General features: G+C 59.4%; 10 protein-coding genes. 6 read left to right on the top strand and 4 right to left on the bottom strand.

Annotated features, from left to right (window positions below; genetic code table 11):
* Positions 1-49 precede the first annotated feature (49 nt).
* A complete protein-coding gene (locus AC1Q6X_RS04045; RefSeq protein ID WP_492401706.1) occupies positions 50-274 on the bottom strand; it encodes a hypothetical protein in 225 nt (74 codons plus the stop codon).
* Here AC1Q6X_RS04045 and AC1Q6X_RS04040 point away from each other — a divergent pair.
* The 6 genes from AC1Q6X_RS04040 to AC1Q6X_RS04015 all read left to right on the top strand — a co-directional run bounded on the left by AC1Q6X_RS04040 (position 176) and on the right by AC1Q6X_RS04015 (position 20,186).
* Entirely contained in the window at positions 176-16,594 is a 16,419-nt protein-coding gene (locus AC1Q6X_RS04040; RefSeq protein WP_492495405.1) for a hemagglutinin repeat-containing protein, read from the top strand. The genes AC1Q6X_RS04045 and AC1Q6X_RS04040 overlap by 99 nt on opposite strands.
* A 4-nt stretch (positions 16,595-16,598) precedes the next feature.
* Positions 16,599-16,967 (top strand): hypothetical protein, encoded by a 369-nt coding sequence (locus tag AC1Q6X_RS04035; protein WP_492495284.1) that lies wholly within the window; start codon positions 16,599-16,601, stop codon positions 16,965-16,967.
* 627 nt (positions 16,968-17,594) lie between these two features.
* On the top strand, positions 17,595-18,368 hold the full coding sequence (locus AC1Q6X_RS04030; protein WP_492495282.1) for a hypothetical protein: 774 nt from the start codon (positions 17,595-17,597) through the stop codon (positions 18,366-18,368).
* A gap of 176 nt (positions 18,369-18,544) precedes the next feature.
* A complete protein-coding gene (locus AC1Q6X_RS04025; protein ID WP_492495280.1) occupies positions 18,545-18,940 on the top strand; it encodes a hypothetical protein in 396 nt (131 codons plus the stop codon).
* Positions 18,941-19,389: 449 nt separating this feature from the next.
* Positions 19,390-19,716, top strand: a complete 327-nt coding sequence (locus AC1Q6X_RS04020; RefSeq protein WP_492495278.1) for a hypothetical protein — start codon at positions 19,390-19,392, stop codon at positions 19,714-19,716.
* Positions 19,713-20,186 carry an immunity protein RhsI2 family protein gene (locus AC1Q6X_RS04015; protein WP_492495276.1) on the top strand — a complete coding sequence of 158 codons (474 nt, stop codon included), beginning with the start codon at positions 19,713-19,715 and terminating at the stop codon, positions 20,184-20,186. The genes AC1Q6X_RS04020 and AC1Q6X_RS04015 overlap by 4 nt, the downstream gene beginning before the upstream one ends.
* Positions 20,187-21,330: 1,144 nt before the next feature.
* On the opposite strand, the gene AC1Q6X_RS04010 is transcribed toward AC1Q6X_RS04015, so the two are convergent.
* Genes AC1Q6X_RS04010 through icmH form a run of 3 tightly spaced genes read right to left on the bottom strand, consistent with a single transcriptional unit; the run spans position 21,331 to position 26,383 of the window.
* Entirely contained in the window at positions 21,331-21,768 is a 438-nt protein-coding gene (locus tag AC1Q6X_RS04010) for a hypothetical protein (protein ID WP_230506839.1), read from the bottom strand.
* A 50-nt stretch (positions 21,769-21,818) separates the two neighbouring features.
* On the bottom strand, positions 21,819-25,604 hold the full coding sequence (locus tag AC1Q6X_RS04005; protein WP_492495274.1) for a type VI secretion system Vgr family protein: 3,786 nt from the start codon (positions 25,602-25,604) through the stop codon (positions 21,819-21,821).
* Positions 25,604-26,383, bottom strand: coding sequence for a type IVB secretion system protein IcmH/DotU (gene icmH, locus AC1Q6X_RS04000; protein ID WP_230506837.1), 780 nt, complete (start codon positions 26,381-26,383; stop codon positions 25,604-25,606). Before icmH ends, AC1Q6X_RS04005 begins: the two co-directional genes overlap by 1 nt.
* Between the last annotated feature and the right edge of the window lie 5 nt (positions 26,384-26,388).

Genomic DNA, 26,388 nt, shown 5'->3' with positions numbered 1-26,388 from the left:
GATCGCTGCTGCTGGCAATACTGCGCTGCATGGAGGCGGCCGCGTTGATTCAGCCGCCGGTGCGGTGCTGGCTGCTGGCCTGAATGCTGACAATATGCTTCGTCCAACGGGCGATTTGACCGTCGAGGCAAATGCCGGTGCAGGTATCCATGGCATCGGCGCCGCGGGCAATACGGTGCGGATTGCGGCAACCGCAGTCGATCTCGCCGGGGCTAATCTGTCCGCCAGACAGCTTTCTGCCGTGGCAAGCCAGGGAGACCTGGATGCCCGGCACGCCGGGCTGGCCGCGCGCGACACGCTGGCGCTGCAGACCACGCGTTTACTGCGTACCGATGGTGCGCAGGCAACGGGCGGAGAGGTGAGTATTGCTGCGCATGACATATCGAATGTGGGGGGCCAGATTTTGCAACTTGGCGAAGGCGACCTTGCGCTTCGTCTGCCTGGTCAACTCGATAATAGTGCTGGACGGATTGCCACCAATAGCCACAACCTGACCGTGGATGTGGCGGCGCTGGTCAATACAGGCGGCAAGATCGAACATGCGGGCACGGGTGCCCTTGCTATTCATGCCGCCTCGCTGGCAAATCAGCGTGGACAGATAACCGGCAATGGCGACCTTGCGCTCGCGGCTGACGCAGTGGACCACCGCGAGGCGACAACGCTGGCCAGGCATCTGACTGTGCAAGCAGGTACGCTGGATAACCGCGGTGGCAGCCTCATTCAAACGGGAACCGAGCAAACAACGGTGGATGTTGCGCGGGGGCTGGAGAATAGCGGCGGCAGGCTGGAAACCAACGGCAGTCTTGGCCTGTCGGCAGCCAGTGTGCTGAGCGAGCATGGCCGCATTGCCGCAGCGCAGGCCGTCAACATGAACGTTGCCGGGGGCCTGAACAACACGGGCGGTGTGTTGGCTGCTGGACTTTCCCTGACCTTGAATGCTGGCGACGTGAACAATACGCGCGGCCAGATCCAGGCGGTATCCGGTGCGGCCAGCCTGGCCATCGGCGATTTGCGGAATACGGCCGGCAGCGTGTTTGCGGCGGGTGACCTGGCGATTGCGGCCGGCAAGGTCGACAACAGTGGCAGCCTGTACGCAGGCGCGCATCAAACGCTCAAGGCGACGGGCGCCATTGTGAACACGGGTGTGATCGCGGCGCAGGGCAATGCGACGCTCCAGGCGGCCAGCCTGGACAGTTCGGCATCGAGCCTGCTGGGTGCGGGCGTGAAGGCCGATGGCGGCTTGCTGGCGGCGGGCGACTTGCGCGTGACGACGGCACAGGCGCTGCTGGCCAAGGGACAAAACCTGGCGGCGGGCCAGCTGGCCCTGAGCGGCGCGGCGCTGGACCTGACTGGCAGCCAGACGGGCGCGGCGAACATCGCATTGACGGCGACACAGGGCGATGTGCTGACGCGCCAGGCACTGCTGACGACGCCGGGCACCCTGGCGGTGACGGCGGGAGCACATGCGGGCCAGACCCTGGTCAATGAACAGGGACAACTGAGCGCGGGGCAGCTGGACTTGCAACTGAGTAACCTGGACAACCGCCGCGGCACCGTGGTGCAGACGGGCGCCGGCGATACGCGCATCGTGTTGAGCACGCCGGCCGGCGTACTGGACAACACCAGCGGCCGCATCGCCGTCAACAGCGCGAATGCGACCCTGGATGCCGGCAAGCTGATGAATACGGATGGCAAGCTCGAACATGCGGGCAACGGCACGCTGGCGCTCCACGCGGCAACGCTCGATGGCGAGCGCGGCAGCATCCTCGGCAATGGCCTGGTGCGCATCGACGCGGGCATCATGCGGCATGACCAGGCCAGCACGGTGGGGCAGCAAGTGACGCTGCAGGCCGATAGCCTGAGCAACCGTGGCGGCCATGTGCTGCAGACGGGCAATGCGGCGATGACGGTAGCCACGACGGGACAGCTCGACAACAGCGGCGGCGAGATCGGTGGCAACGGCGGCGTGCAGGTGCGGGCCGGCGTGCTGGACAACAGCAAGGGCCGCATCACGTCCGCGGCTGCGGCATCTGTCGCCAGCAAGGGCGCTGTGAATAACACCGATGGCGTGCTGGCGGCGACCACCGACCTGCAGGTCGGCGGTGCCGCGCTGGACAATACGCGTGGTGTCGTGCAAACGGGCACCGGTGCCTTGGCGCTGGATGTGGCCAGCCTGCTGAACCAGCAGGGCACGCTGAGCGCGGGCACGGACCTGGCGGCCAGGGTCGGCGGGGATCTGAACAACTCCGGCTTGCTGTATGCGGGCCGCGACCAGCTCCTGGTCGTCGGCGGCACGCTCGGCAACAGCGGCTCGCTGGCGGCGGGACGCGATGTCAGTGTGCAAGCAGGCAGCATCGACAGCAGCGGTTTGCTGGGCGCGGGCATGCGGGCCGATGGCACGCTGGGCCAGGCAGGCAGCCTGGTCGTGACGGCTACGCAGGCTTTACGGGCGACAGGCCAGAACTTGGCAGGGGGCGACGCAGTGCTGGACGGCGCCGCGCTGGACCTGACGGGCAGCCAGAGCAGTGCTGCGAATATTGCGCTGACGGCGCGCGCAGGCGACGTCCTCACCAGCCAGGCGCAGGTGAGCACGGCAGGCTTGCTGGCGATCACGGCCAATGGCAACAATGGACAGGTACTGGTGAATGCGGGCGGCCAGCTGAGTGCGGGACAACTGGCGCTGGCGGCGGCCAATGTGCGCAATGTGAAGGGAACGATCGTGCAGTCGGGCGCGGGCAGTACCGTCATCGACACGGGCGTGCTGGACAATACGGGTGGGCGCATCGCCGTCAACAGCGGCAACTTGAGTCTGGGCGCAGGCGCGCTGACGAATATCGATGGCAAGATCGAACATGCGGGCACGGGCACGCTGGCGATTCGCGCCACGAACCTGTATGGACAGCGGGGCCAGATCTCAGGCAACGGTGCATTGGTCGTGACGGCCGATAGCTTCGACCACCGCGACGGCGCATTGCTGGCCAGGCAGGTGACGCTGCATACCGGCACCCTGGATAATCGCCAGGGCAGCGTCACGCAGACGGGAACTGGCAGTGGCAGCGTGGCGGCCACCGGTCATCTGGACAACCGTGGCGGCAAGATTGAAGGCAATGGCGACATGGCGCTGAGCGCCGACATGCTGTTGAATCAGAACGGGCGCCTGGCGTTCGCCGGCGCGGCCGAGATCGTTACTGGCTCGCTGGACAATACCGATGGAGGCGTGCTGGCAGGCGGCCTGAATATACGTGGCGGCGACGTGAACAATACGCGCGGCCAGATCCAGGCGGTATCCGGTGCGGCCAGCCTGGCCATCGGCGATTTGCAGAATACGGCCGGCAGCGTGTTTGCAGCGGGCGACCTGGCGATTGCGGCCGGCAAGGTCGACAACAGCGGCAGCCTGTACGCAGGCGCGCATCAAACGCTCAAGGCGACGGGCGCCATTGTGAACACGGGCGTGATCGCGGCGCAGGGCAATGCGACGCTCCAGGCGGCCAGCCTGGACAGTTCGGCATCGAGCCTGCTGGGTGCGGGCGTGAAGGCCGATGGCGGCTTGCTGGCGACGGGCGACTTGCGCGTGACGACGGCACAGGCGCTGCTGGCCAAGGGACAAAACCTGGCGGCGGGCCAGCTGGCCCTGAGCGGCGCGGCGCTGGACCTGACGGGCAGCCAGACGGGCGCGGCGAACATCGCATTGACGGCGACACAGGGCGATGTGCTGACGCGCCAGGCACTGCTGACGACGCCGGGCACCCTGGCGGTGACGGCGGGAGCACATGCGGGCCAGACCCTGGTCAATGAACAGGGGCAACTGAGCGCGGGGCAGCTGGACTTGCAACTGAGTAACCTGGACAACCGCCGCGGCACCGTGGTGCAGACGGGCGCCGGCGATATGCGCATCGTGTTGAGCACGCCGGCCGGCGTACTGGACAACACCAGCGGCCGCATCGCCGTCAACAGCGCGAATGCAACCCTGGATGCCGGCAAGCTGATGAATACGGATGGCAAGCTCGAACATGCGGGCAACGGCACGCTGGCGCTCCACGCGGCAACGCTCGATGGCGAGCGCGGCAGCATCCTCGGCAATGGCCTGGTGCGCATCGACGCGGGCATCATGCGGCATGACCAGGCCAGCACGGTGGGGCAGCAAGTGACGCTGCAGGCCGATAGCCTGAGCAACCGTGGCGGCCATGTGCTGCAGACGGGCGATGCGGCGATGACGGTAGCCACGACGGGACAGCTCGACAACAGCGGCGGCGAGATCGGCGGCAACGGCGGCGTGCAGGTGCGGGCAGGCGTGCTGGACAACAGCAAGGGCCGCATCACGTCCGCGGCTGCGGCATCTGTCGCCAGCAAGGGCGCTGTGAATAATACCGATGGCGTGCTGGCGGCGACCACCGACCTGCAGGTCGGCGGTGCCGCGCTGGACAATACGCGTGGTGTCGTGCAAACGGGCACCGGTGCCTTGGCGCTGGATGTGGCCAGCCTGCTGAACCAGCAGGGCACGCTGAGCGCCGGCACGGACCTGGCGGCCAGGGTCGGCGGGGATCTGAACAACTCCGGCTTGCTGTATGCGGGCCGCGACCAGCAGCTGACCGTGGGCGGTCTGCTGAACAACACGGCTTCCATCGCCGCCGCCAATCACACAACGATCTCCGCTGGCAGCGTTACCAGCAGCGGCTTGCTGGGTGCCGGCATGAAAGCGGATGGTAGCCTGGGTACGGCAGGCAATCTGACCGTCAACGCGGATGGCGTGCTGCAAGCGAACGGGCAGAACCTGGCCGCGGGCAGCGCCGTGCTAATGGGTTCCAGCGTGGATATGTCGGCCAGCCAAACGGGCGCCGGCAATATCGCCATCACCGCGCGCAGCGGCGACGTACTGACGAACAAGGCAGTCATTTCCGCCAGCAACGTGCTGGCCATCACCGCCAATGCCAATAATGCCCAGGCGTTGGTGAACAGCCAGGGCCAGCTGGTGGCGGGCCAATTGCAGTTGAATGTGGCGAATCTGGACAACGCCAGCGGCGACATCGTGCAGACGGGCACAGGCGATACCGTGATTACCACCGGTAAGCTGGACAACACGGCCGGCCGCATCGCCGTCAACAGTAATAACCTGGCCCTGAACGCGACGGTGTTGACGAACCTTAACGGCAAGCTGGAGCATGCAGGTGCGGGCATCCTGGCCATCAACGCGGGCCAGTTCAACAACCAGTTCGGCAAGATCACGGGCAATGGCAAGCTCGACATCACGGCAGTCGCCTTCGATCACCGCAATGCGACGACGGTGGCGAATCAGATGACCGTCAACGCCGGCAGTCTGGATAATCGCGCCGGCAGTCTGGCGCAGACGGGCGCGGGCATGCTGACGGTGACTGCCACCGGGCAGCTGGACAATACGGGCGGCAAGATCGAGAGCAATGGCGATGCATTGGTGAAAGCTGGCGCCTTGCTGAACAATACGGGCCGCGTCGTGGCGGCGCAAGATGTCGAATTGAAAGCGGGAAGCCTGGACAATACGGAAGGCACGGTGGCGGCCGGGCGTCACTTGGTCTTGAACGGTGGTGACATCGACAATACCAAGGGGCAATTGCAAGCCGTTGCCGGTAACGCGACCCTGAACGTCGGCAAGCTCCACAACACTGCTGGCAGCGTGTTTGCAGGCGCCAACTTGAACGCCACGCTTTCCAGCTTGAATAACACGGGCAGCATGTATGCTGCCGGGAATCAATCCATTACCGCCAGCGGCGGCGTCGCCAATACGGGTGTGATTGCGGCGCAAGGCAATACCAGTCTTACGGCCAATAGCCTCGATAGCAGTGCAAGCAGCTTGATCGGTGCAGGCATGCAGGCCGATGGCAAGCTGGGCACGGTTGGTGACTTGACGATCAATACCGCGCACACGCTGGCCGCACATGGCCAGAACCTGGCGGCCGGCGCGGCGAACCTGTCGGGCGCCAATGTGGATATCACGGGCAGCCAGACCGGTGCAACGCAGATCAGCCTGGCCGCGACGAGCGGCGATGTGTTGGCCGCCAAGGCCGTGGTGAGCACGCCGGGCACGCTGACGGTCCGCGCGCACGATACCTTGCGCAATACGGAAGGGCAACTCAGTGCCGGCCAGCTTGACCTGCACGTGGGTCACCTGGATAACACCAAGGGCACCGTGATCCAGACGGGCACGGGCGATACAGTCATCCAGACGGGCAAACTGGACAATAGCGTGGGACGCATCGCCGTCAATAGTAATAATTTGATCTTGGGCGCGGCCAGCTTGACGAATGCGGGCGGCAAGATCGAGCATGCGGGTGCAGGTACCCTGGCCATCACGGCGGCCAGCTTGCAGGGCGCCGGGGGAGGCATCATCGGCAATGGCGCCGTCGATCTCAAGGCCGGCCTGTTTGACCATGCCAACGCCACCACCACGGGGCGGTCCCTGAGCGTGCAGGCTGACAGCTTGAGCAACCGGGGTGGCCATTTGCTGCAGACGGGCGCGGGCGGTATGACGGTGGCCGTCACTGGCCAGCTCGATAATACGAATGGGGAGATGGCCGGCAACGGCGTGTTGTCGCTGCAGACCGGCAGCCTGGACAATACCAAGGGCAAAATCACCTCGGCAACGTCCGCCGACATCGTCAGCACTGGCGCACTCGTCAATACCGACGGCGTGATCGCGGCGGCGACCGATCTGCACCTGGGCGGCGCCATCGACAATACGCGCGGCCTGCTGCAGGCAGGCACGGGTGCCTTGAGCCTGGATGCGGCCAGCGTGCGCAACGTACAAGGCACACTCGGCGCAGGCACGGATATCACGGCCAAGGTCAGCGGCGACGTCCTCAACGCTGGCGTGCTGTACGCGGGCCGCAATCAGACCCTGGAGATCGGTGGTTTGCTCAGCAATACCGGCTCGCTGGCGGCCCTGGGCAATACGGCGATCATGGCGGGCAGCCTGGGCGGTAATGGATTGCTGGCGGCAGGCATGCGCGCCGATGGCAGCTTTGCCTCGGCTGGCGATTTGACGGTGAAAACGGCCGGCGCCTTGCAAGCTGGCGGCCAGAACATGGCGGCGGGCCAGTTGCAATTGACGGGCGGGTCGGTCGACGTGGGCGGCAGCCAGACCAGCGCAGCCAATGTCGGCTTGACGGCCTTGGCGGGCAATGTGACGACCAGCAAGGCCATCGTATCGACGAATGGCTTGCTGGCCATCACGGCGAATGCCGCCAATGGGCAGGCATTGGTGAACCAAAGCGGCAGCCTGAGCGCCGGGCAGCTGGCCTTGCGCGTTGCCAATCTGGACAATACCAAGGGTACATTGATACAGACGGGCACGGGCGACACGGTCATCGAGACGGGCAAGCTGGATAACACCGGCGGGCGCATCGCCGTCAACAGCGCCAATCTGCGCCTGCAGGCGGGCGACCTGACGAATATCGATGGCAAGATCGAACATGCGGGCAAGGGCTTGCTGGATATCCGCGCCACGAATCTTTACGGCCAGCGTGGCCAGCTCACGGGTAATGGCGCGCTGCAAGTGGCGGCCGATTACATCGATCACCGCAATGCCAGCACCATTGCGCGCCAGCTGACGGTGACGAGCGGTGCCCTGGACAATCGTCAGGGCGAGATCATCCAGTTAGGAACCGACCTGGCGAGCATCGTTGCCACGCGTAGTCTGGACAACAGCGGCGGCAAGATCGAGGGCAATGGCGATGTGCAGGTCGAAACGGCGACCCTGCTCAACGACCATGGCCGTCTTGTTTCGGCACAGAATCTCGGTGTGAACGCTAGTACGGCTTTGAACAATACTGAGGGAAATATTCTGGGTGGGCGCAAGCTGACACTGCGCGGTGGTGCAGTGGATAATACGCGCGGCCAGATCCAGGCGCTCGATGGCAATGCGGAGCTGGTTATCGGCGACCTGAACAATAATGGCGGCAAGGTGTTTGCCAGTATCGACCTGAATATGGTTGCCGCCAACGTCGTCAACAGCGGCAGCCTGTATGCTGGTGCCAACCAGACTCTGCGTGCCTCGGGCGATGTCAGCAATACTGGCACTATTCTGGCGCAAGGACACAACACGATCAATGCAGGCAGTCTGACCGGTTCCGCGTCGAGTCTGCTGGCTGCGGGCGTCAAGGCCGATGGCAGTTTGTTGGCCGCAGGCAACCTGAACGTGACGACGGCCCAGGCCTTGCGCGCCTCCGGTCAGAATCTGGCTGCGGGCAACATGGTTTTCAGCGGTGCTACGGTGGATGTGGCGGGCAGCCAAACCAGTGCGTCGAACATCGCGCTGAACGCGAGCGCGGGTGACGTCTCCACCAGCGGCGCCGTGGTAACGACCCCTGGCACACTCGAAGTCCATGCCGCCAATCACTATGGCCAGCGTTGGGAGAACGGCCGCGGCCAGGTCAGCGCAGGTCAATTGACCGTGCAAGTGGCGAACCTGGGCAATGTGCAGGGCAGCATCATCCAGACGGGCAGTGGCGCCAGTTCGCTCAACCTTACTTCGCCCGGCGGCGTACTCGATAATACGAGCGGACGCATCGCCGTCAACAGCGTCAGTTTGAACCTGAACGCTGGCGTGCTGGCAAATACGGACGGCAAGATCGAACATGCGGGTAGCGGAACATTGACGATGCATGCAGGCCAGATCAGCGGCCAGCGGGGCCAGATCACCTCGAATGGCAGTCTGGACATGACCGCGGCGGCGCTTGACCATCGCAATGCCAGCACCATCGCGCAGCAGGTAACGATCTCATCCGATACGCTCGACAATCGTCAAGGAAATATTACCCAACTCGGCCTCGGACAGACCGCTATCGGCGCCAGCCAGAGCCTGGATAACCGCGGCGGCACGATCGCCAGCAATGGCAGCACCAGCATCGCTGCCTACTCCTTGAATAACCAGGGCGGCACGCTGCAGGCGGCTGGCAGCGGCAGCCTGGATATTCGCGGTGGCGGCACGCTGGACAACAGCAAGAGTGGCGTGATCGCAGCCGGCGGCAATTTCACGGCGGCGGTGGGCGAGCTGTTGAACCAGGGCGGCAAACTGACGGCTGGCGGTACGCTGCACGCCAGCGCGGCCCAGGTGCTGCGCAACGAGGCCGGCTTGCTGGCCGCGACGGGTAACGTCGAACTGGCGGCTGGGTTCCTGGACAATACCGGCGGTAAGGTTGCCACAGTGGCAGGTAACTTGAATATCATCAGCGGCGGCGTCTTGAAAAACGACGGCGGCACGCTGCAGGCCGTTGGCGACATCACGCTTCGGAGTGCTGACTTGAGCAATACGGTCGCTGCCGGACAAGGCGCCGCCGGTATGATTGTTGGCAAGAATATCCGGATCGATACGGGCCTATGGGCGCTGGATAACCATCTGGGCACCATCGCCGCCAGCGAGACGCTGAGCGTGTACTCCGGCCCGTTGACGAATGACGGCGGCCTGTTGCAGTCTGGCGCAGGCATGCGCATCGACACGCGCGGCCAGGTCCTGAGCAACGGTAGCGCGGGCGCCTATGCTGCGCGCAACCAGGGCAATGCCGGCGGCATCGTCAGCGGTGGCGACGCCGTTCTGTCGATAGGCAGCTGGAACAACACGGCAGGTTATTTCGGTGCGGCAGGGGCGATCAGCGGCACCACCGGTTTGATCAACAATGCGGGTGGGCAGATCGTCGGCCAATCCAGCCTGGCGTTGTCTGGCGCTGGCCTCGATAACCAGAATGGCCAGATACAGGTGGTGGGCAAGCTGTCGTTCGCTACTCCCGGCGGCATCGACAACCGGAATGGATTGATACGCTCCGGCGCCACGGTCAGCCTGACGGCGGGCACGATCGACAACAGCACGACGCAAGGCAGTAACCAGGGTATCGAGGCGATTAACGCCATCCTGACGACGGGCTCGCTGAGCAACCGGGCGGGAGCGTTGCGCACCGATGGCAATCTGGATATCGTCGGCTCAGGTGTTTTTGATAATACACAAGGTCTGGCCAGCGCCGGCACGGCGCTGAGCGTGGCCGATCTGGCGGCGAACCGCAGCCTTGCCATCATCAATACGGGAGGGACGGTGATTGCCGGCGCGCTGGCCGATGTGCGTGCCGCCAGTCTGACGGGCGATGGACGCCTGTTGTCGCAGCTGGACATGAACCTCGATCTGAGCGGTGGCTATAGCCATGGCGCCGGTGCGGAGCTCGTCGCCAACCGCAACCTTGGCATCGCCACCGGTGGTCAATTCCTGAACATGGGCAAAGTGCGTGCGGGCGGCACATTGACCCTGCGTACCAATTCCAACATCGATAACACGGCCTACGGTGACATCAGCGCGACCATCACACGCCTCAGTGCCGGCGGTCTGCTGGTGAATCGGGGCGTGATCGACGGTGTTGCCACTGAGATTAATGCAAACATCATTCATAACATTGGCACCGGACGCATCTATGGTGATCAGCTCAGCATTGGTGCCGGGACCCTGAACAATGATGTGGAAAATGGTGTTGCCGCGACCATCGCTGCGCGCAACGACCTGCAGATTGGCGCACAAACCATCAATAACTTCGAACACGCGCTGATTTTCAGCGCCAACAGCCTGTCTATCGGCGGCAGTATTGACGGCAATCGCCAGGCGACCGGGCGCACGGCGGTCTTGAATAACGCCAGCGCCACCATCGAAGCGTTGGGCAGCCTGAGCATGAGCGCTGCCCAGATCAATAATCTGAATAAGCATATTCAGATGAAAATGTCCTCATCAACGAAACAGGAGTCCGTGACCGAGTACCAGGGCGCCGGCGCGGCGAAACGCTATGTCGCCGGCACGCCGGGCGTGGAGACATATGATGATGAGTCGCTGCATCTGCGCACGCCAGATGGCACGTATGAAGTGTGGACGCTCTACAAGACCACGCGTACTTCGCGCCAGAGCGAGATCGTCAGTTCCGACCCCGGGCGCATCATTGCTGGCGGCAATATCTCCATCAGTGCCGACCTGGTTGCCAACGAAGACAGCCATATCATCGCGGGCGGGCTGCTGGACATGCATGGCAGCCGCATCAGGAATGGACAGACGCAGGGACAGAAAATCAGTACTGACAAAGGTACGGCGACCCTATACAAGCGAAAGTTCAAAAAAGGGCGCGATAGTACCAGCATTGGAAAACCGGCGGCTTTTACCGGGGCCGAGAAAACCGAGAGCATCACTCTTAACATTGCGCGGGAAGAACAGTTTGCCACGCCGCAGGGCAGCGGCATCAGCTTGTCCGGCGCCGCTACTGGCGGCGTCAATGCATCCACCAGCGCGGCCGGCGCGGCCAGCGCGCAAGTGCAGGGCAAGGCCATTGTCAGCGTGCTGGCAGGCCTGGCCGGGGTTGACAATGCGGCAGGCCGTCAGGCCGGCGCGGCCAGCGGCGGCAGTGGGCCGAACGGAACGACGCGGGTGGCGGGGGCCGGCCTGGGCGGCACTGTCGGCAGCGTCTCCGGGAGCGCAGTCGATGCGGTTCAACAAGGCAATGGCCCGACTGGTGCTTACCCGAGCGCCATTGCGCTTGGCACGGCGGCAACGGGTGCCATGGCCCAAGAGGTGCAGCATGTCGGCGGTACAGCTTCAACTACTGGCACGGATCGCCTCGGCCAGGCCGGCCAGGGGGGATTCGTTCGTACGGTCGCCGGCGCGCTTGCCGCCACCGTGACAGGTTCGAATCAGCTTGACCAGGTCAGCCTGGCGTCCGGGAGCACGACTAGCATCGGCAATGCCTCCGGAGGCGTTTCCGCGGCGACCGGCGTCGGTGGCGTGCCGGGTGCGGCGCGCGGGGCCGGCGTCACGGAAGCGACACTGGGCGTGCTGCCCGCCGACATGCAGGTGGGGCGCGTGACGGGGGCGGATGCACACGGCCAGGCCAGCCTGGCGCCGGCGGGCAGCACCAGCATCGGCAATGCATCCGGCACCGCCGCGCAGGCTGCCGGCCTGGGTGGCGTACCGGGCCAGACACGCCTGCCCGGCATTGCGCAAGTGGCGCTTACGGACGCTTCCGGCCGGGCGCAGTTCGTGCGCACCAGCAGCCCGTCAACGGCCTTGCCCAATGCAAGCCTGTTCCGCACCTTGCCGTCGTTGTCGTCGCGTTACCTGGTCGAGACGGATCCGCGCTTTGCCAATTTCCGCGAATGGACAGGTTCCGACTATCTGCTCAATCAGGTCAAGGTGGACCCGTCGGTGACGCAAAAACGCCTGGGCGACGGCTTCTATGAACAAAAGCTGATCCGCGAACAGGTGGCGCAGTTGACGGGGCAGCGCTTTGTCGGCGACTACACGAACGACGAGCAGCAATACCGTGCCTTGATGGACGCCGGCGTGGCATATGCGAAGAATTACGATCTGCATCCTGGTGTTGCATTGACGGCCGAGCAAATGGCAGCGCTGACGAGCGATATTGTCTGGCTGGTCGAACGCGACGTGGCGCTGCCAGATGGCTCGGTGCAGAAAGCGCTGGTACCGCAAATTTATCTGCGCCTGCGTGAAGGAGACCTGGACGGTAGCGGAGCACTGCTCGCCGGCAAGGACATCAATATCAATCTGTCGGGCGACCTGACCAACAGTGGCACGATTGCCGGGCGCAGTGTTGTCAAGCTGACCGCGGACAATGTGGAAAACATGGGTGGCCGCCTGAACGGCGACGCCGTCGCCGTGGCCGCAAGGAACGATCTGAACAATATCGGCGGCACGATCTCGGCCAACAGCGAGTTGATCGCTACCGCCGGGCGCGACATCCATATTGCCAGTACCACGCAAAGTGCCAGCAGCAGCGCTGGAGGCAACAGTTTCAGCCGCACGGATATCGACCGGGTGGCGGGGCTGTACGTGACCGGTGATGGCAGCAGTGGCGGCGGAACGCTGGTGGTGTCTGCGGGCCGCGACGTGAGCATGCTTGCCGGGGTCATCGGCAATGCCGGCAAGGATGGCCAGACCATCGTCAACGCCGGCCGCGACATCAACCTGGGAACCTTGACGACGGCCAGCAGCAGCAGCCTGAGCTGGGATGCGAAAAACTACCGCAAGGACAGCAGCAGTACCGAGGTGGGTAGCCAGATCCAGGGCAGTGGCAGCATTGTGCTGCAGGCCGGCAACGATCTGACTGCCCGGGCAGCCGATGTGCAGGCAGGCGTGGACCTGTCTGTGACGGCGGGCCATGACATCGTGCTGAGCGCTGGCACGAACCAGCTTACCGTCGACGAGGGACATGTACAGACCGGCAAGGGTTTCCTGAACAAGAAGACCATCACCACGCGCGACATGCTGGACCTGGGTACCTCGGCCGGCAGTGCTTTTGGCGGCGCTACGGTGGCGTTTGCTGCAGGCAACGACATCAAGCTTACGGGCGCGCAAATTCTCAGCGATGGCTCCGCCAGTTTGCTGGCGAAGAACGATATCAGCATAGCCGCGGCAAGCGAAACGAGCAAGGAACTGCACCACCGCGACGTCAAGGAAAGCGGCTTCATGAGCGGTGGCGGCTTTGGCTTCAGCTATGGCACGCGCACCACGACTACCGACCAGGAGCGTGACGCCGTCATCCAGAGCGGCCAGGCGCGCAGCACCGTGGGTTCAACCAGCGGCGCCTTGACCATCGTTGCAGGCAAGGACCTGAAGATCGGCGGCAGCGATATTGTCGCGGCCACTGACCTGAACCTGGCGGGCACCAGCGTGAAAATTACGCCGGGACAAGATAGTGATAAGGGGAAATTCGAGACCAAGACCACGCAGGATGGCTTTACCGTCGCCTTGGGCGGCAGCGTGGTGAGCGCCATCCAGACCTTGCAAACCATGAGCACGGCAGCCAGCACGGCGAAGAACAGCCGGGTGACGGCCATGGCTGCGGCGACCACGGCCATGGCGGCGAACGCCGCGGCCAAGGACATGATGAAGGAAGGCGGACCAAGCATCAGCATCAGCCTGACGGCGGGCCATTCGGAAAGCCAGCAGACGCAAACGACGGCGAGCACCACGCACAGCGGCAGCGTGTTGACGGGCAACAATATCAACATCACGGCCACGGGTGGCGGCAAGGATAGCAATATCACCATCCTGGGCAGCGACCTGAACGCGAAGAACGATATCCGCCTGCATGCCGACAACAACGTCAATCTGCTGGCCGCGCAGGATACGGAAAGCCAGCACAGCAAGAGCTCAAGCATGAGTGCATCGGTGGGCGTGCAAGCCATCGTCAGCACCAAGGGCACCTCGTTCGGCTTCACGGCCAGCGTCAGCGGCAGCAAGGGGCATGAGGACGGCGATGGCACGACGCAGCTCAATACGCATGTGAATGCGGGCGACAAGCTGATCATCACAAGCGGCGGCGACACCAATATCAAGGGCGCCGTGGCCAGCGCCAACCAGGTGATTGCCGACATCAAGGGCAACCTGAACCTGGAAAGCCTGCAGGACACGGCCAAGTTCGACAGCAAGAGCCAGAGCATCTCCGCCAGCGGTACCGTCGGCTTTGGCGCCAGCGTCAGCGGCAGTTATAGCCAGAGCAATATGCACAACGACTACGCCAGCGTGCAGGAGCAAAGCGGCTTCAAGGCTGGCGACGGCGGCTTCCAGATCAAGGTGGGCGGCAATACGGACTTGAAGGGCGCCGTCATCAGTGCCACGGAGTCGGGTAAGCTGCACAGCAGCCTGATTACGTCGACCTTGACGCACAGCGATATTGCCAATCATGCGATATCGAAGGGTAGCAGTGTGGGGGTGTCGGGTGGCATGTCCTTTGCAGGCACGGGCACACGAAATGAGAACCTGACGGATATCGCTGGCAAAAAAGATGCTACTACAGTGGGCCTGCCAGCTATCGTTTCCCTCAGTGAAAATTCCACCAGCACGACCCGCAGCGGCATTAGCGGCGGCACAATCGTCATCACCGACGATGCGGCTCAGCGCACGGCGACGGGCAAGGGCGTGGACGAAGCTATTGCCGGTGTGAACCGAGACGTGACGACTGGAGTGGATTCTAGCGGCAAGATCGGCAATAATTTTGACAAGGCCGCGCTGCAGGCGACGATGGATGTGACTGCGGCGTTTGCGGCAGCTGCTGCTGAGAAGCTGGGGACTTATGCTTCCGACAAGCTGAAAGAGGCGGAAGTATTGGCAGCTAAAGCACATAATCTCCGTGAAACCGATCCTGAAAGAAGCGCAGAGCTAATGCGCCAAAGTGATGAGCTAACCAAGAACTGGAAAGAGGATGGACTTGCGCGGGTTGCCTTGCACGCGGCGATTGGCGGGCTTGCCGGCGGCGCCAATGGTGCTTTGGGCGCAGGCGCGGCGGCGTTGTCGACAGATAGAATCGCTAAGGAGTTGAAGCAACTTGATATGCCTGAAACGCTGCGTGATGCGTTGACGCTGGCGGCGGGCGCTGCGGTGGGTGCCGCAGCTGGTGGGGCAACGGGAGCGGCTACTGCGGCAAATGAGGTGGCGAATAATTATCTGAAACACAAAGAAATTCTCGAACTTAGTGTCATATCAAAAGCATGCTCGAAGGACCCGAAAGGGAGTGGCTGTGATAAGGAACGAGAAAAGCAGTTGCAGGCGAAGAGTATGGAAAGGGATGTACAGCTGGCTGCATGTAGTGGAGATAATAGTGAGAAGTGTCAAAATTTGCGTTATGACGTAAGATCTGCAAATGCTGAGATTGAGCGATTGGGGCGAACTGAAGTTGGTGCTCCTTATAAAATGGAGAGTAAAAAAACTCTCGCCAAAGCTGTTGAAACAATAGGGGAAATGGTCGGTAACGAAACCTCTAGTTATTATAGAGGTTTAGCAAAAATTGCATATGTTGCAGGTGATATGGCCATATCAATGCAGTATAATTTAAAGACGTTGCAGGTGCAGAACGAGAGAATTTCAGATACTCTGCAAAAATCTTTCTCAGAAATGTCCCGGGAGGATGCTTGGTTGTTGGGGGGGATGTTAATGGACCCACAGGGCATATCTCCAAAAACCAAGAATGAAAACTCTAATAATAAAATTAATGTTGTTAATGAGGGGAAGAATCGAGATATAAAAAATGGCGGGAATCAAGATCCATTTTTCTCATCAAATTCCGATGGAAGGTTAAATAATGGAAAGTATTCAAGTGCAGACTCCATTTCCAATCAAGGTTCCACGAATGCAGTTTCAGATATCTCCCCCCGATTAACTGCTCGATTGGATGCTTGGCGCTCGTATCAGCAAAATGGTGGAAAAATGACACTGCAGGAATGGGTGCCGGCAACTCAGCGACAGTATGGTGGGGTTTCAGGTGGCTATCAAAGTGGATATGCGAAATGGTCAAATAGTTTAGATGGTGTTCACGGAAATAGTTTATCGGCGTCTGGCCCACATGATGTTTATGTAATTCGGGATGCAAAATCGGGAGAGTTACTTCACTTCGGGGAAACAGGTCGTGACTACCTTACACGGTTTACAGAGCATCAGCGTGTTTTCGCGAAAAAAGATATAGCACTAGATGTCGATTTATTGCGTACGGTAGAGGGGAAAAAAAATGCAAAGGAGCTTGAGTTAAAATATATACAAACCTATACTAAAACTTTCGGAAAACGCCCTCCGTATAACCCAGTAAACCATTAGTGATATGAAAATTTCTCTCAGTTTTGCAGCAAAAAACCCTCAATTTTTAAAAAAAATACGCCGAATTAGATCGGACTTTGAAGGTTTTTTTGATGATTTCTCATTGGTGGATTTAATCAATCCAATTCATGAGGCAATATTAATTGGTGTGACTGATTCAAAAGGGGATGATTTTTTTGAAATAATTAAAAATAGAGATGGATACTTTCAAACTCTTGCAGGTTTGGGCGGCTTTAATGATGATGAGGTATTGAGGAGAAAATTATTCCTCATAGTGTCTAGATCAATATCGGCGTGCCCATTTTCAAATCCTGACAGGGAAAAATTTTCTACTCTTTTGAAAAAATGGGAGGGTGAAATAATGAAAAATTGAGTTTCTCCGATAATCTAAGTATTTAGATTTGTGTGATTATGGCCCCATCCGTAGCTGGCCCCCTATTCAAGGCTCGGCATGTTTTGAGTACACTCTTTCCTTCCGCCTAATACGGGAATCGACCGAGTCGCAGGCCGAGCTGGTGCGTCGTTACAATGTTACGCGGCAAACCGTCGATCCCGGGGTCACGATCCCGGGGTCAGGTCCGCCATTTGTACACGATCTCAGCTTTGGCCGTCTCTTTTTTTTGCAAGTTGCGCTTTATTAAATGCCGATACGGCTCGACTGACTGTCTTGCTCGAGACGTGAAAAGCGGCGGCGATATGGGACATGGTAAAAGCGCTCGATAGATAAGCGCGTGCCATCGCCTCGTCTCTGTCGCTATAGTGCGCCCGAAACTGCTCTAATGACAGCATGACAGCGCAGCGCTGCGACCTTGGCGTATCTCTGGGCGTCTCGGTGCGCTGCGATTGCTGATGTGCTGAAATGAAGGCCTCATCGCCTAGAAGAATCTGGTGGCAGGTGCGAGCCGCCTTGGATGCGCAGATCAGAGCACAGGGCTTCACGCCGCTTCCACCAAAAGTGGTCGTTCCTACACGCACACCAAAGCCATGATAAGAGAATTGAATGACTGAGAAAGCATTTGCAATAGGACTTTATAGTTACACGACTCCAGCTCCAGGTGCTGATGGCTTGAAGGCATTCCACGATTTAGTTACGTCAATTTTCCATCGTATCGGGATTGCACCAACATATTTTGCGGCCGAAGGTTTAGGTTATAAGGGCGAGTTAACAAAAATTGGTGGAAGAGTATACACAAAGGCGCTGAAATCTGGCTTCTCTGATATTCATGTTATGTCATTGGTTGCAAATCCAGAAGGCAGCGCAGAGCCTGGTTATGATAGTTTTGCTTCGGCCTCTTTAAGTTATGTTGAAGAGATTGGTGAGACGTTGTTTTGTTTGGCAATTGAAGAGCGCTTCTTGGAGTTTGGCGGCGATATTTTTGAAAGAATTTTAATGTCGTGTATTGGTCTGAGGCACTGGAATTTTGGGTATGCTCTTTCTGAATTTATTGAAAAGAAACCCGAATTCCATGTCCTGGGTCTGGACGGTGGAAAGCTGACTGCTGAGGATCGAAAGCGTTTAAATAAATGGTATGCGTCACTGCCTGAAGTACGCTTCCAAAAAATTCGAGATGTGTATCCAGTAAACGTCCTAAATGATACACAATTAAATGCACAGGTTTCAGCTTCTCAGACCTTGGAAGATATTATTCGTGCAGATTCATTCTCTTCTTTGCGGCGTGTTGGCGATCGTCAGCTTTGGTTGTGGGAAGTCCAGCTAGGTGGTTTAGATGATCTTCGAAATATGCTTGCAACCAGCAGCGTATTGATCACCTAAGTAAGTGCTGATCAATTCGCTTTCGTAGCGAGTTTTGGCGAGCCAAATGGTCGACTGGCGCGTCGCTCGAGCCCGCACGGCCGGTGTCACGCACGGACTAGCTCAACCTAACCCCATCCCCCTGGATATGATGACGTCATTAAAAACAACTAAGCGATAATAAAGTCAGGAAGATTATGATTGAAATATTGCATCCAATGGAATTTGAATTGCCTTGTTCGCTACCCATTGAAATGTCCATAATATTAAATTCTGTTATAGAAAAGTATTTTGTTCATGATATAAATGCTGGTGATTATGTTAGAGCTGCTGAAGGTTTTTTCCGTTCTGTGAAAAGACGAAAAAATAATAATTATGTTGAGTATGTATTGGGGAAAACGCAGGAAATTTATGATGTGCTAATAGAAATCCAAGATTATATTAAAATTTCCAGGATTGATTATTTACTAACATCCGGATTGATGATTGGTGTGTATATTATAAAAGATAAAGGGGAAGTGATAGGTTGCATAAAGGGATGCCGTGCGGATAAAATGACTGAGGAGGAATTTATTAATTCGAATTATGAGTAGTTAAGAAAAACTGATATTTTCTTTGGTTTGGTGATTTGGTGATTTGGTGATTTGGTGGTTTGGTTGGCGTGTTAATAATTAATGAAATTTGTTTTTAAAAAAATAATTGATGCATGGAGAGCCGGCAGGGGCGGTGGCGGTGGGGGCGGTGTCAGGTCCGCCATTCGTACACGAGCTCAACCTTGGCCGTTGCGATCTGTAAGTTGCGCTTTATTAAATGCCGATACGGCCGAACTGACTGTCTTGCTTGAGACGTGAAAAGCGGCGGCGATGTTAGACATGGTAAAAGCGGTGACAGATAAGCGCGTGCCATTGCCTCGTATCTGTGGCTATAGCGGACGTGATATTGCGCGAGTGTGTCTGAATACCGGACCTGACCCCGTCCCCCCTTGTTAGGACTTCAAGTATTTCTGGCACCACAGAGACATCACTATCTCCATTTTTTGATTATGCAAAAAAAATATGAAGGTTATGTTTTTAAAATAGTAGTAAAGCCAGGAACTTCGGAAAAATTGCAAGAAATAGGAAATTTTGCAAATTCCGCAGCCTTTATCGAATTCCCCGATATGGTGGAGGGGAGAAGTGGGTGGGGGAGTAATAGCGTTAGATTTAAGGTGGAGGCTAAACCTAAGAGGAATGATCCTTTTAAAGAAATGAAAATTAATAATGGTCTTGGTGTTATGAATACGCAGCTTGGGATTGGGCCTGGCTTAAAGATATTCAATGATAATATACTAATGATTGAGAAGGTTGGGGAAGGGGATTCGAGGAAATGACGAGTTACTTTGAAGGTTTGAATGAGGAGCATTGTTTTAAGGTTGTATATTCTTTGTTTGATTTTCTTGAGAGAGAGAAGAAGAATAGTGGACGTGAGGATTTGTTTGAGGATGAGGGAGATGATAATTTTAAAACTTTTGGTGCATTTGGTTCGGTGCGTTGGAAAAAACATTTAATGGATGGGGAAATTCCAACGGTGCTTGTCTCTGGTGTTGTTGGACGTCATTTTTTTTCTGGACAGGATGATCATCTTGATGATGAGGTAAATGCATTTAATTGTTTGATGGAGAATGGCTGTGTGGTCAAGGAGGGAATGTATTTCAATGATAAAGAAGATTTTTTTCTTTATAAAGAAGGCGCTAGGATAAATATTCTTTATGCTTTTGATTTGCCTGAATATTTACATATTAAGAATGGCTGCAATTACTCTGATGCAGTTGTTGTTAAAGTAGAAATATGTCCCCTGTGACAAATAAGCGCGTACCATTGCCTCGGCTCGATCGCCATAGCGGTCCTGATATTGGCTAATGATAGTGTCACTGCTCTGCGTCGTGCCTTAGGCGTACTGGGAAAGTTTCGGAACGCTGTGAGCGGCAAAGGGGGACGCGGCTGCGGGGGCAGGTTCGCTTTTCGTACACGATCTCAGCCTTGGCCGTCTTGATCAGCAGCAAGTTGCGCTTTATTCGCTTGATTCAATGCCGATACGGCCCGGCTGACTGTTTTGCTCGATACGGGAACCAGGGTCAAGTTGAGCTAGTCCGGTTTTCATGGACATTCTAATAGGGGACAATGTGCCCCGCAGGATATTCATGAAGAAGACACAATTACCTTCGAAGGGGGAGATCATTCCCACTTCACCGGAGTCAGCACCTAAGTTGCGCGCCACATTCACAGATGAGTTCAAACGCTATGCGGTAGCGAGTCCGGCCGGGTCAGGTCCGCCATTCGTACACGATCTCAGCCTTGGCCGTTGCGATCTGCAGCAAGTTGCCCTTTATTAAATGCTGAGACGGCTCGACTGACTGTCTAGCTCGAGACGTGAAAAGCGGAGGTAATGTGGGGCATGGTAAAAGCGGTAGATAGATAAGTGCGTCCCATTGTTTCGTCTTTGTCGCTATAGCGGGCGTGATATTACGCGAGTGACAGGGGGACAGCGTGGCTCTGAAGATCGGCGTATCCTTAAATTCATCGAAGCGCTTCGATTGCTGCTGTGCTGAAATGAATGCGTTCTCGGCCAGAAGAATCGGATAACAAGTGCGAGCAAGCGGACTGGTGTCTCCTATCCCGGCCACGACAAACCGGCAATAGCGGATTTTGCAGGTGAGGGTATTTTTGAGGGTATCAGTAACTGAATGGTTTGGAAAAGACTGAAAAATCAAACGCTTAGCCACCTCATTGATCATCGAGTGGAGATAATCTCCCGTCCGGCAGCGTAAGGTAACGCCGGGTCAATGCAACAGCTAAGCCCCTGATTTTTCAGGGGCTTTTTTATGCGGGGCCGGACAACTGTAGCGGCCGGCCAGCAAGTGATCGCACAGCGATATCGTTTCCGTGACGACGGCACTTGCTGACAGACGCGGATGCTCTACAGCACCATTCGCGCCAGCATGGTCTTACTCATCTTTTTCAAAGATGCGGATCTTCGCGCCGCCCTGGTAGTCCTGCAGTTCCGCTTCGCCATCGATGCGTATGTTGCCCTTCAATATCACCTCCACGCTGATATCGACTCTTTTGATGCGAAACGTTTCAATGTCGGTTGGATGTATATCTATTTCCATGGAGATCGAGGCGCCTGGCGCAATCGTGGTGAATTTCGTTCTCAGCGCCGGATTCGCCAGACCACGGCGGGCGTAGGTGACGGCGCCCGTATCGGTATCGATGAATTTGACGATCGGGCCCGACTTGCGCAGGTAGTCGAGCGGAAAACCGATATCGCGGCTGCCATCGTTGCGGATGGTGACCAGCACGTCGATCGGCTTGCGCTGGTAGACGCAGCCAGCGTTGCCCAGGCATTGCAGGGAGATGGAGAGGGGCGCATGAGTGCTCGTCATGGTATTGGCTTTCAATGGTAGTGCCATCAGCATGGCATAGATAAGCAGTGTCAGACAATATCGCATCGTATCTTCCTGCCGATTTTTTTGCTCAGCAATTCCTGCGCTTCAATCGCGATATTCCAGCCGTGGCGTTTCAATATCAGTGCGCCTTCCGCATACGACATGATCGATTGCGTCAGGTCTTCCGGCGAGGTGCCGTTGACGTGGCAAACGATAGGCGCGTCGAGTGTGCCGTCCGGCTTGAAATAGCGTACCGTTTCTTCGAACTCCGTGTACGAGTATTCGTCGGGCATGCCGACGCAATGCCCGAATTCATGCGCATACGTGGTCAGTGCCGTTGCCAGCGACACGTTCATGACGTCGCCGGTCACGTTTTCGCGGTCATAGCGCTTGTGGATCTGCAGCGTGTAGTGCTGATTCTCGTCGACCCAGAGGACGCGGAAAACCACGGGCAACACTTTTTGTCCGCATTGCGGATCATTGATTTCAAGCCGGAACTTGTTGTTCCAGTTGCCTTCGATGCCGGCCGTCGCGTTTTTCTGCGCCAGCGCCACGACGTTGGCGCGCTGCTTGACGCGCAGCGCCGCCGATTCGGTGCCCTTGTCGCTCTCTTCCAGCGCCTGTCCTACGGCGTCCAGTACCGGGATGGCTTTGAAACGCACTTCCACCACCACCGGACCGTCCGATTTTGCCGGTATGTACAGCTTGAACCAGATCTTGTCCCTGTATTTGTGTGGCGTGCCGTCGTGCTGGTAAGGCTGCGCATAGCGGCCATAAGAGGGACCGGCGATTTCCTTTTCGTAGTCCTCGATCCAGCAGGCCGGCAGCTTGACCAGTACTTCCTTGCGGCGCTTGTTGTCCACCGGCGTGGTGCTGGAGTCGCCTGCCGGCTTGTATCTCGGTTCCGGCGGGGTGTTTGCCTTGGCCGCCGGCTGTCCTGGCGAACCTGGTACCGGCGCCGAAGAGGGGGCGGGTGCCGGTGCCGATGCCGAACCCTGGCCGCCCATCGTTTTCAGCAGCTCGATCACCAGCGCCTCGGCGGCGGCCGCTGCTATCACATGCGTCAAGCCCTTTTCGTCGGTCATGCCGCTCTCATAGCTGCCATCTTCGCGCTTGATGCGGTAGGGCTGGCGCGGCATCGGTTCGCCCGTGTCGCGGTCGCGCAGCACAAAGCCTTCATCGAACAGCTTGATGCGCGTATCGGGCAGTGCCGGCAGCACGCCGGCCGCGCTGGCGCCGCCGTTGAAGACGTGCTGGCCCCCCTTGACCGTGAAGTTGCCGGGGCAGGTGAACGTGATATTGCCGCCCTCTAAGGTGATCGACGATTGGCCAGCCTGCAGCGTGATCTTCTGGTTGGCCTTGATGTCGATGTTGTCGTTGACCGAGATCACGGTAATGGCTTTGTCGGCCAGGATTTCCAGTTGTCCCGTATGCGCCTGCAGCGATACCGGGCCGTTGGCGGCGATCGCCTGGATGCCGCCGGAGTGGGTAAACAGCCCATGCGCACTGGCCGCCACGGAGGAAAAAGTGTGTGCGGCCGTCATGTGCAGATCCGACTGCGAGGTCCATTGCAGCTGCTGTGCGGCAAACAGGACGGTCGAGCCGGGCGTGGCCCAGTTGATGCTGGCGGGCGCTTCCATCAAGACCAGGGGCTGGCCGAATTTTTCCACCGGCTGGTCGGTGGCCTGCTTGCGCTCGCCTGCGCTGGCCTTCAGCGCTCCCTGCCCGCCCACGCTGGCCTGGTATTTGCCGTCCTGCTGCGGGTCGATCTGCTTGATCAGGTCCAGCTGGGCCTGTTTCGCATCCTGGCTGAACAGGGCGGTTTGCTGTTGCGCGGCCTCGGCCAACGTCTTGTTCAGCTCGGCGGCGCCTTTCAGCTGGCCCAGTGCTTCCATGGTGTCGAGCTGGGTAGAGGCCACGCCCGCCCCCGTCTGTGCGCGGGCGGTGGTAGAGATGAGCACGCCTTCGCCGCCGCGCAGCACGGCCCAGGCGTCGGTGCGCAGTTCGAAGCCGCTGCCGCGGTAACTGCCGCGCTGGGCCGTGCCCACGCCTTGCTGTATCAGGTAACCAAGGTTCAACTGCGTGGCCGCGCTGCTCGTCGCCAGGCGGGTGCGCAACTGGCCCGGCGTGTCGTCGATGACCCACTGGTTATAGCCGCCGCCATCGAAATTATGGCTGTGGATGCCAGAAATGACGCCGGCGTGGTTGACGTCCGAATCGACGCCGGCCGCGTACGGCGGCATGTCGTTGCCCGTATAGAGCTGGGCCACCACCAGCGGACGGTCCATGTCGCCTTCGATGAAATCGACCAGGACTTCGGTACCGATGCGCGGCGTAAATTGCGAACCCCAGTTCGGGCCGGCCAAGGCTTCGGCAACGCGCACCCAAGTGCCTGACGCTTCGTTGCCGGGCGCGTTGCCTTGTTGATCCGTGTTGTGCGCCATGCCGCCGGGATTGGCGGCGGCGCCCCGTTGCCAGGCGAACTGGATGCGTACCTGATGGTCGCGTCCGGTGGTGGCCACGCTGTCGGGCAGGCCGACCACCAGTGCCGTCTGCGGTCCCAGCGCGCTGCTGGCCTGGCGCGCGGCGGTAGCGCGCGGCACGATGGCCACGCTGGTGCGCACGCAGCCGAAGGTGTTGCGGTAGGTGCCGGCCTCAAGCTGCCTATCGAGCAGGCTGGCAACGTCGCCCAGGCTGGCTATTTTCGACAGTTTCGACAACACCGCCGTCAGCGCGCCGCCGGCCGGCCCCAGGTTGTTGCGTGCCTGGTGTTCGACCCACAGCACGGTGAACTGGTTGGCGCCGCCGGGATAATGTTCGTGTTGCAACAGGTCGAAGGCGTGGCCGGCCGCCATGCGCCGCACCGCGCCAGCGCCCGTGAATTGCTTGTTCTCCAGTTCCAGCGCCTGCAGCATGCGCAGGCCGTGCGGATCGGCCGTCGTGTTGTCCGCATGGCGCCGCTCGCCGGCGCCGTCGTACAGCGGCAGGGGCGGCAATTCGCCCGCCGCCAGGCTGGAGCTGTGTTCGGCGGCCGGCGCCGCCAGCTGCTGCGGGTCCCAGCTGCTGATGCCGACCGCATTCGGGCGCACCTGGCGCCGCGCGCTGAAGCTGTCGATGGCGTCATCGGTATCGCTGGCGCGCATGCCGTGAAAGCGCAGGTCGGCCACGCCGGGTGTCGCCGGCGCGACGGCCTTGCTGTCGAAAATCACCAGCTTGTGCTTGGCCTGCTGCGCGTCCTGCTGCGCCGCGCCATCCTGCTCGTGCTCGAAGCGCCAGTTCAGGCCTTCGAAGGCGAGCACGCGCGCCAGGAAGGCCAGGTCGCTTTCGCGGTATTGCGTCCACACCGGGCGCGGCGCCAGTTCCTGGCTGACATCGAATTCGAAGCGGACCTGCGGATAGTCGCCGAGCAGTTCCGTGATGAGATCGCGCGCGTTCTTGTCCTGGAAGATATAGCTGTCGCGGCGCAGGTCCAGCAAGGCCAGGGCCGGTTCCAGGCGCAGCCGGTAGCGCGCCACGCCGCCGTCGGCGCCGGCAAAGGCGCAGTCGGTGCACAGGCCGTGCCAGGCGCGCCAGCTGCCGTCGGGCTGCAGCAGCTTGAGCGTGATTTCTTCGCCGAGAAAGCTGACCAGGTCCAGGCTCGCCGCCGTGCTCAAGGCATCGACTTCGAAGCGGAACAGCTCATTGACCGCCTCGCGGCCCGTCACCTGCTCGGCCATCAGCGATTCGGGCAGGTTCGATGCCTGCGCCGTGGTCAACGTGATCAGCCGCGCATGCTGGGACAGGCCGGTGCCGAACGCGCCCAGGGCCGCGTCTGTCGTTGCCGGGCCGCTCATTACGGCAACGTGATGGTCAGGTTTGCCGTGCGCGGCGCCAGCTTGACGATATCGCTATAGGCGTTCATCTGGCGCTGCGTGTTCTTGGCAAGCATGGTGCGCAGGCCCAGATAGCCCAGTGCGCAGATCAGCGCGAATACCGAGCACAGCACCCATAGCGGCACGTCGTTGCGCAACTTGTGCGCGATCTGGTCGGGGCGTTCCGCATGCGGTGCGAAGCCGGCTTTCTTGCCCTTCATCTGGGCGATCTCGTCGCCCAGGCGGGCCGTCAGGTAGGCCAGTTTTTCCGAGCCTTCCAGGATATAGCGGCCCTGGAAGCCAAGCAGCAGGCACATGTGGAACACTTCCAGCGCCTGCAGGTGGGCGCTGCCGCGCGCGCGCAGCGCCTCGAGACGGATGAAGAAGTTCTCGCCGGCCAGCTGGTCGCCGAACAGCACCAGCTGCAGCGGCCGGCGCGCCCAGTCGTCGCGGATGGCATACGGCGAGCGCAGGATGATTTCGTCGACAGCCGCGCAAAATGCGTACTTGGCGGCATCGATATCATCGGCCGAGGCGCCATGTTTTTTCGCCGCGTGGCCGAACTCGTCGAGAAACTGCGTCATTTTTCTGATGAAATCGGCATTGTCTTGGGGGCCGCTGCCGTTCTTCAGCATGAACAGCGCATAGAAACCGTCGTACATCAGGTCGCTCAGCGTATGTTCGGTGCCTGGGCCGGCCGGTACGCTCGATGCGTACGCGGCGGAGCCGCCGGACATCAGGGAGGGGGCGTTTGCATTCATCGTTT

Source organism: Janthinobacterium sp. GW823-FHT06H09 (assembly GCF_058794735.1).
This window is presented reverse-complemented; position numbering and strand designations above follow the sequence as displayed.

Coding starts and splice junctions, on each gene's coding strand:
- AC1Q6X_RS04035 (WP_492495284.1), top strand. CDS start 16,599: ATGAAAATTTCTCTCAGTTTTGCAGCAAAAAACCCTCAATTTTTAAAA.
- AC1Q6X_RS04030 (WP_492495282.1), top strand. CDS start 17,595: ATGACTGAGAAAGCATTTGCAATAGGACTTTATAGTTACACGACTCCA.
- AC1Q6X_RS04025 (WP_492495280.1), top strand. CDS start 18,545: ATGATTGAAATATTGCATCCAATGGAATTTGAATTGCCTTGTTCGCTA.
- AC1Q6X_RS04020 (WP_492495278.1), top strand. CDS start 19,390: ATGCAAAAAAAATATGAAGGTTATGTTTTTAAAATAGTAGTAAAGCCA.
- AC1Q6X_RS04015 (WP_492495276.1), top strand. CDS start 19,713: ATGACGAGTTACTTTGAAGGTTTGAATGAGGAGCATTGTTTTAAGGTT.
- AC1Q6X_RS04010 (WP_230506839.1), bottom strand. CDS start 21,768: ATGACGAGCACTCATGCGCCCCTCTCCATCTCCCTGCAATGCCTGGGC.
- AC1Q6X_RS04005 (WP_492495274.1), bottom strand. CDS start 25,604: ATGAGCGGCCCGGCAACGACAGACGCGGCCCTGGGCGCGTTCGGCACC.
- icmH (WP_230506837.1), bottom strand. CDS start 26,383: ATGAATGCAAACGCCCCCTCCCTGATGTCCGGCGGCTCCGCCGCGTAC.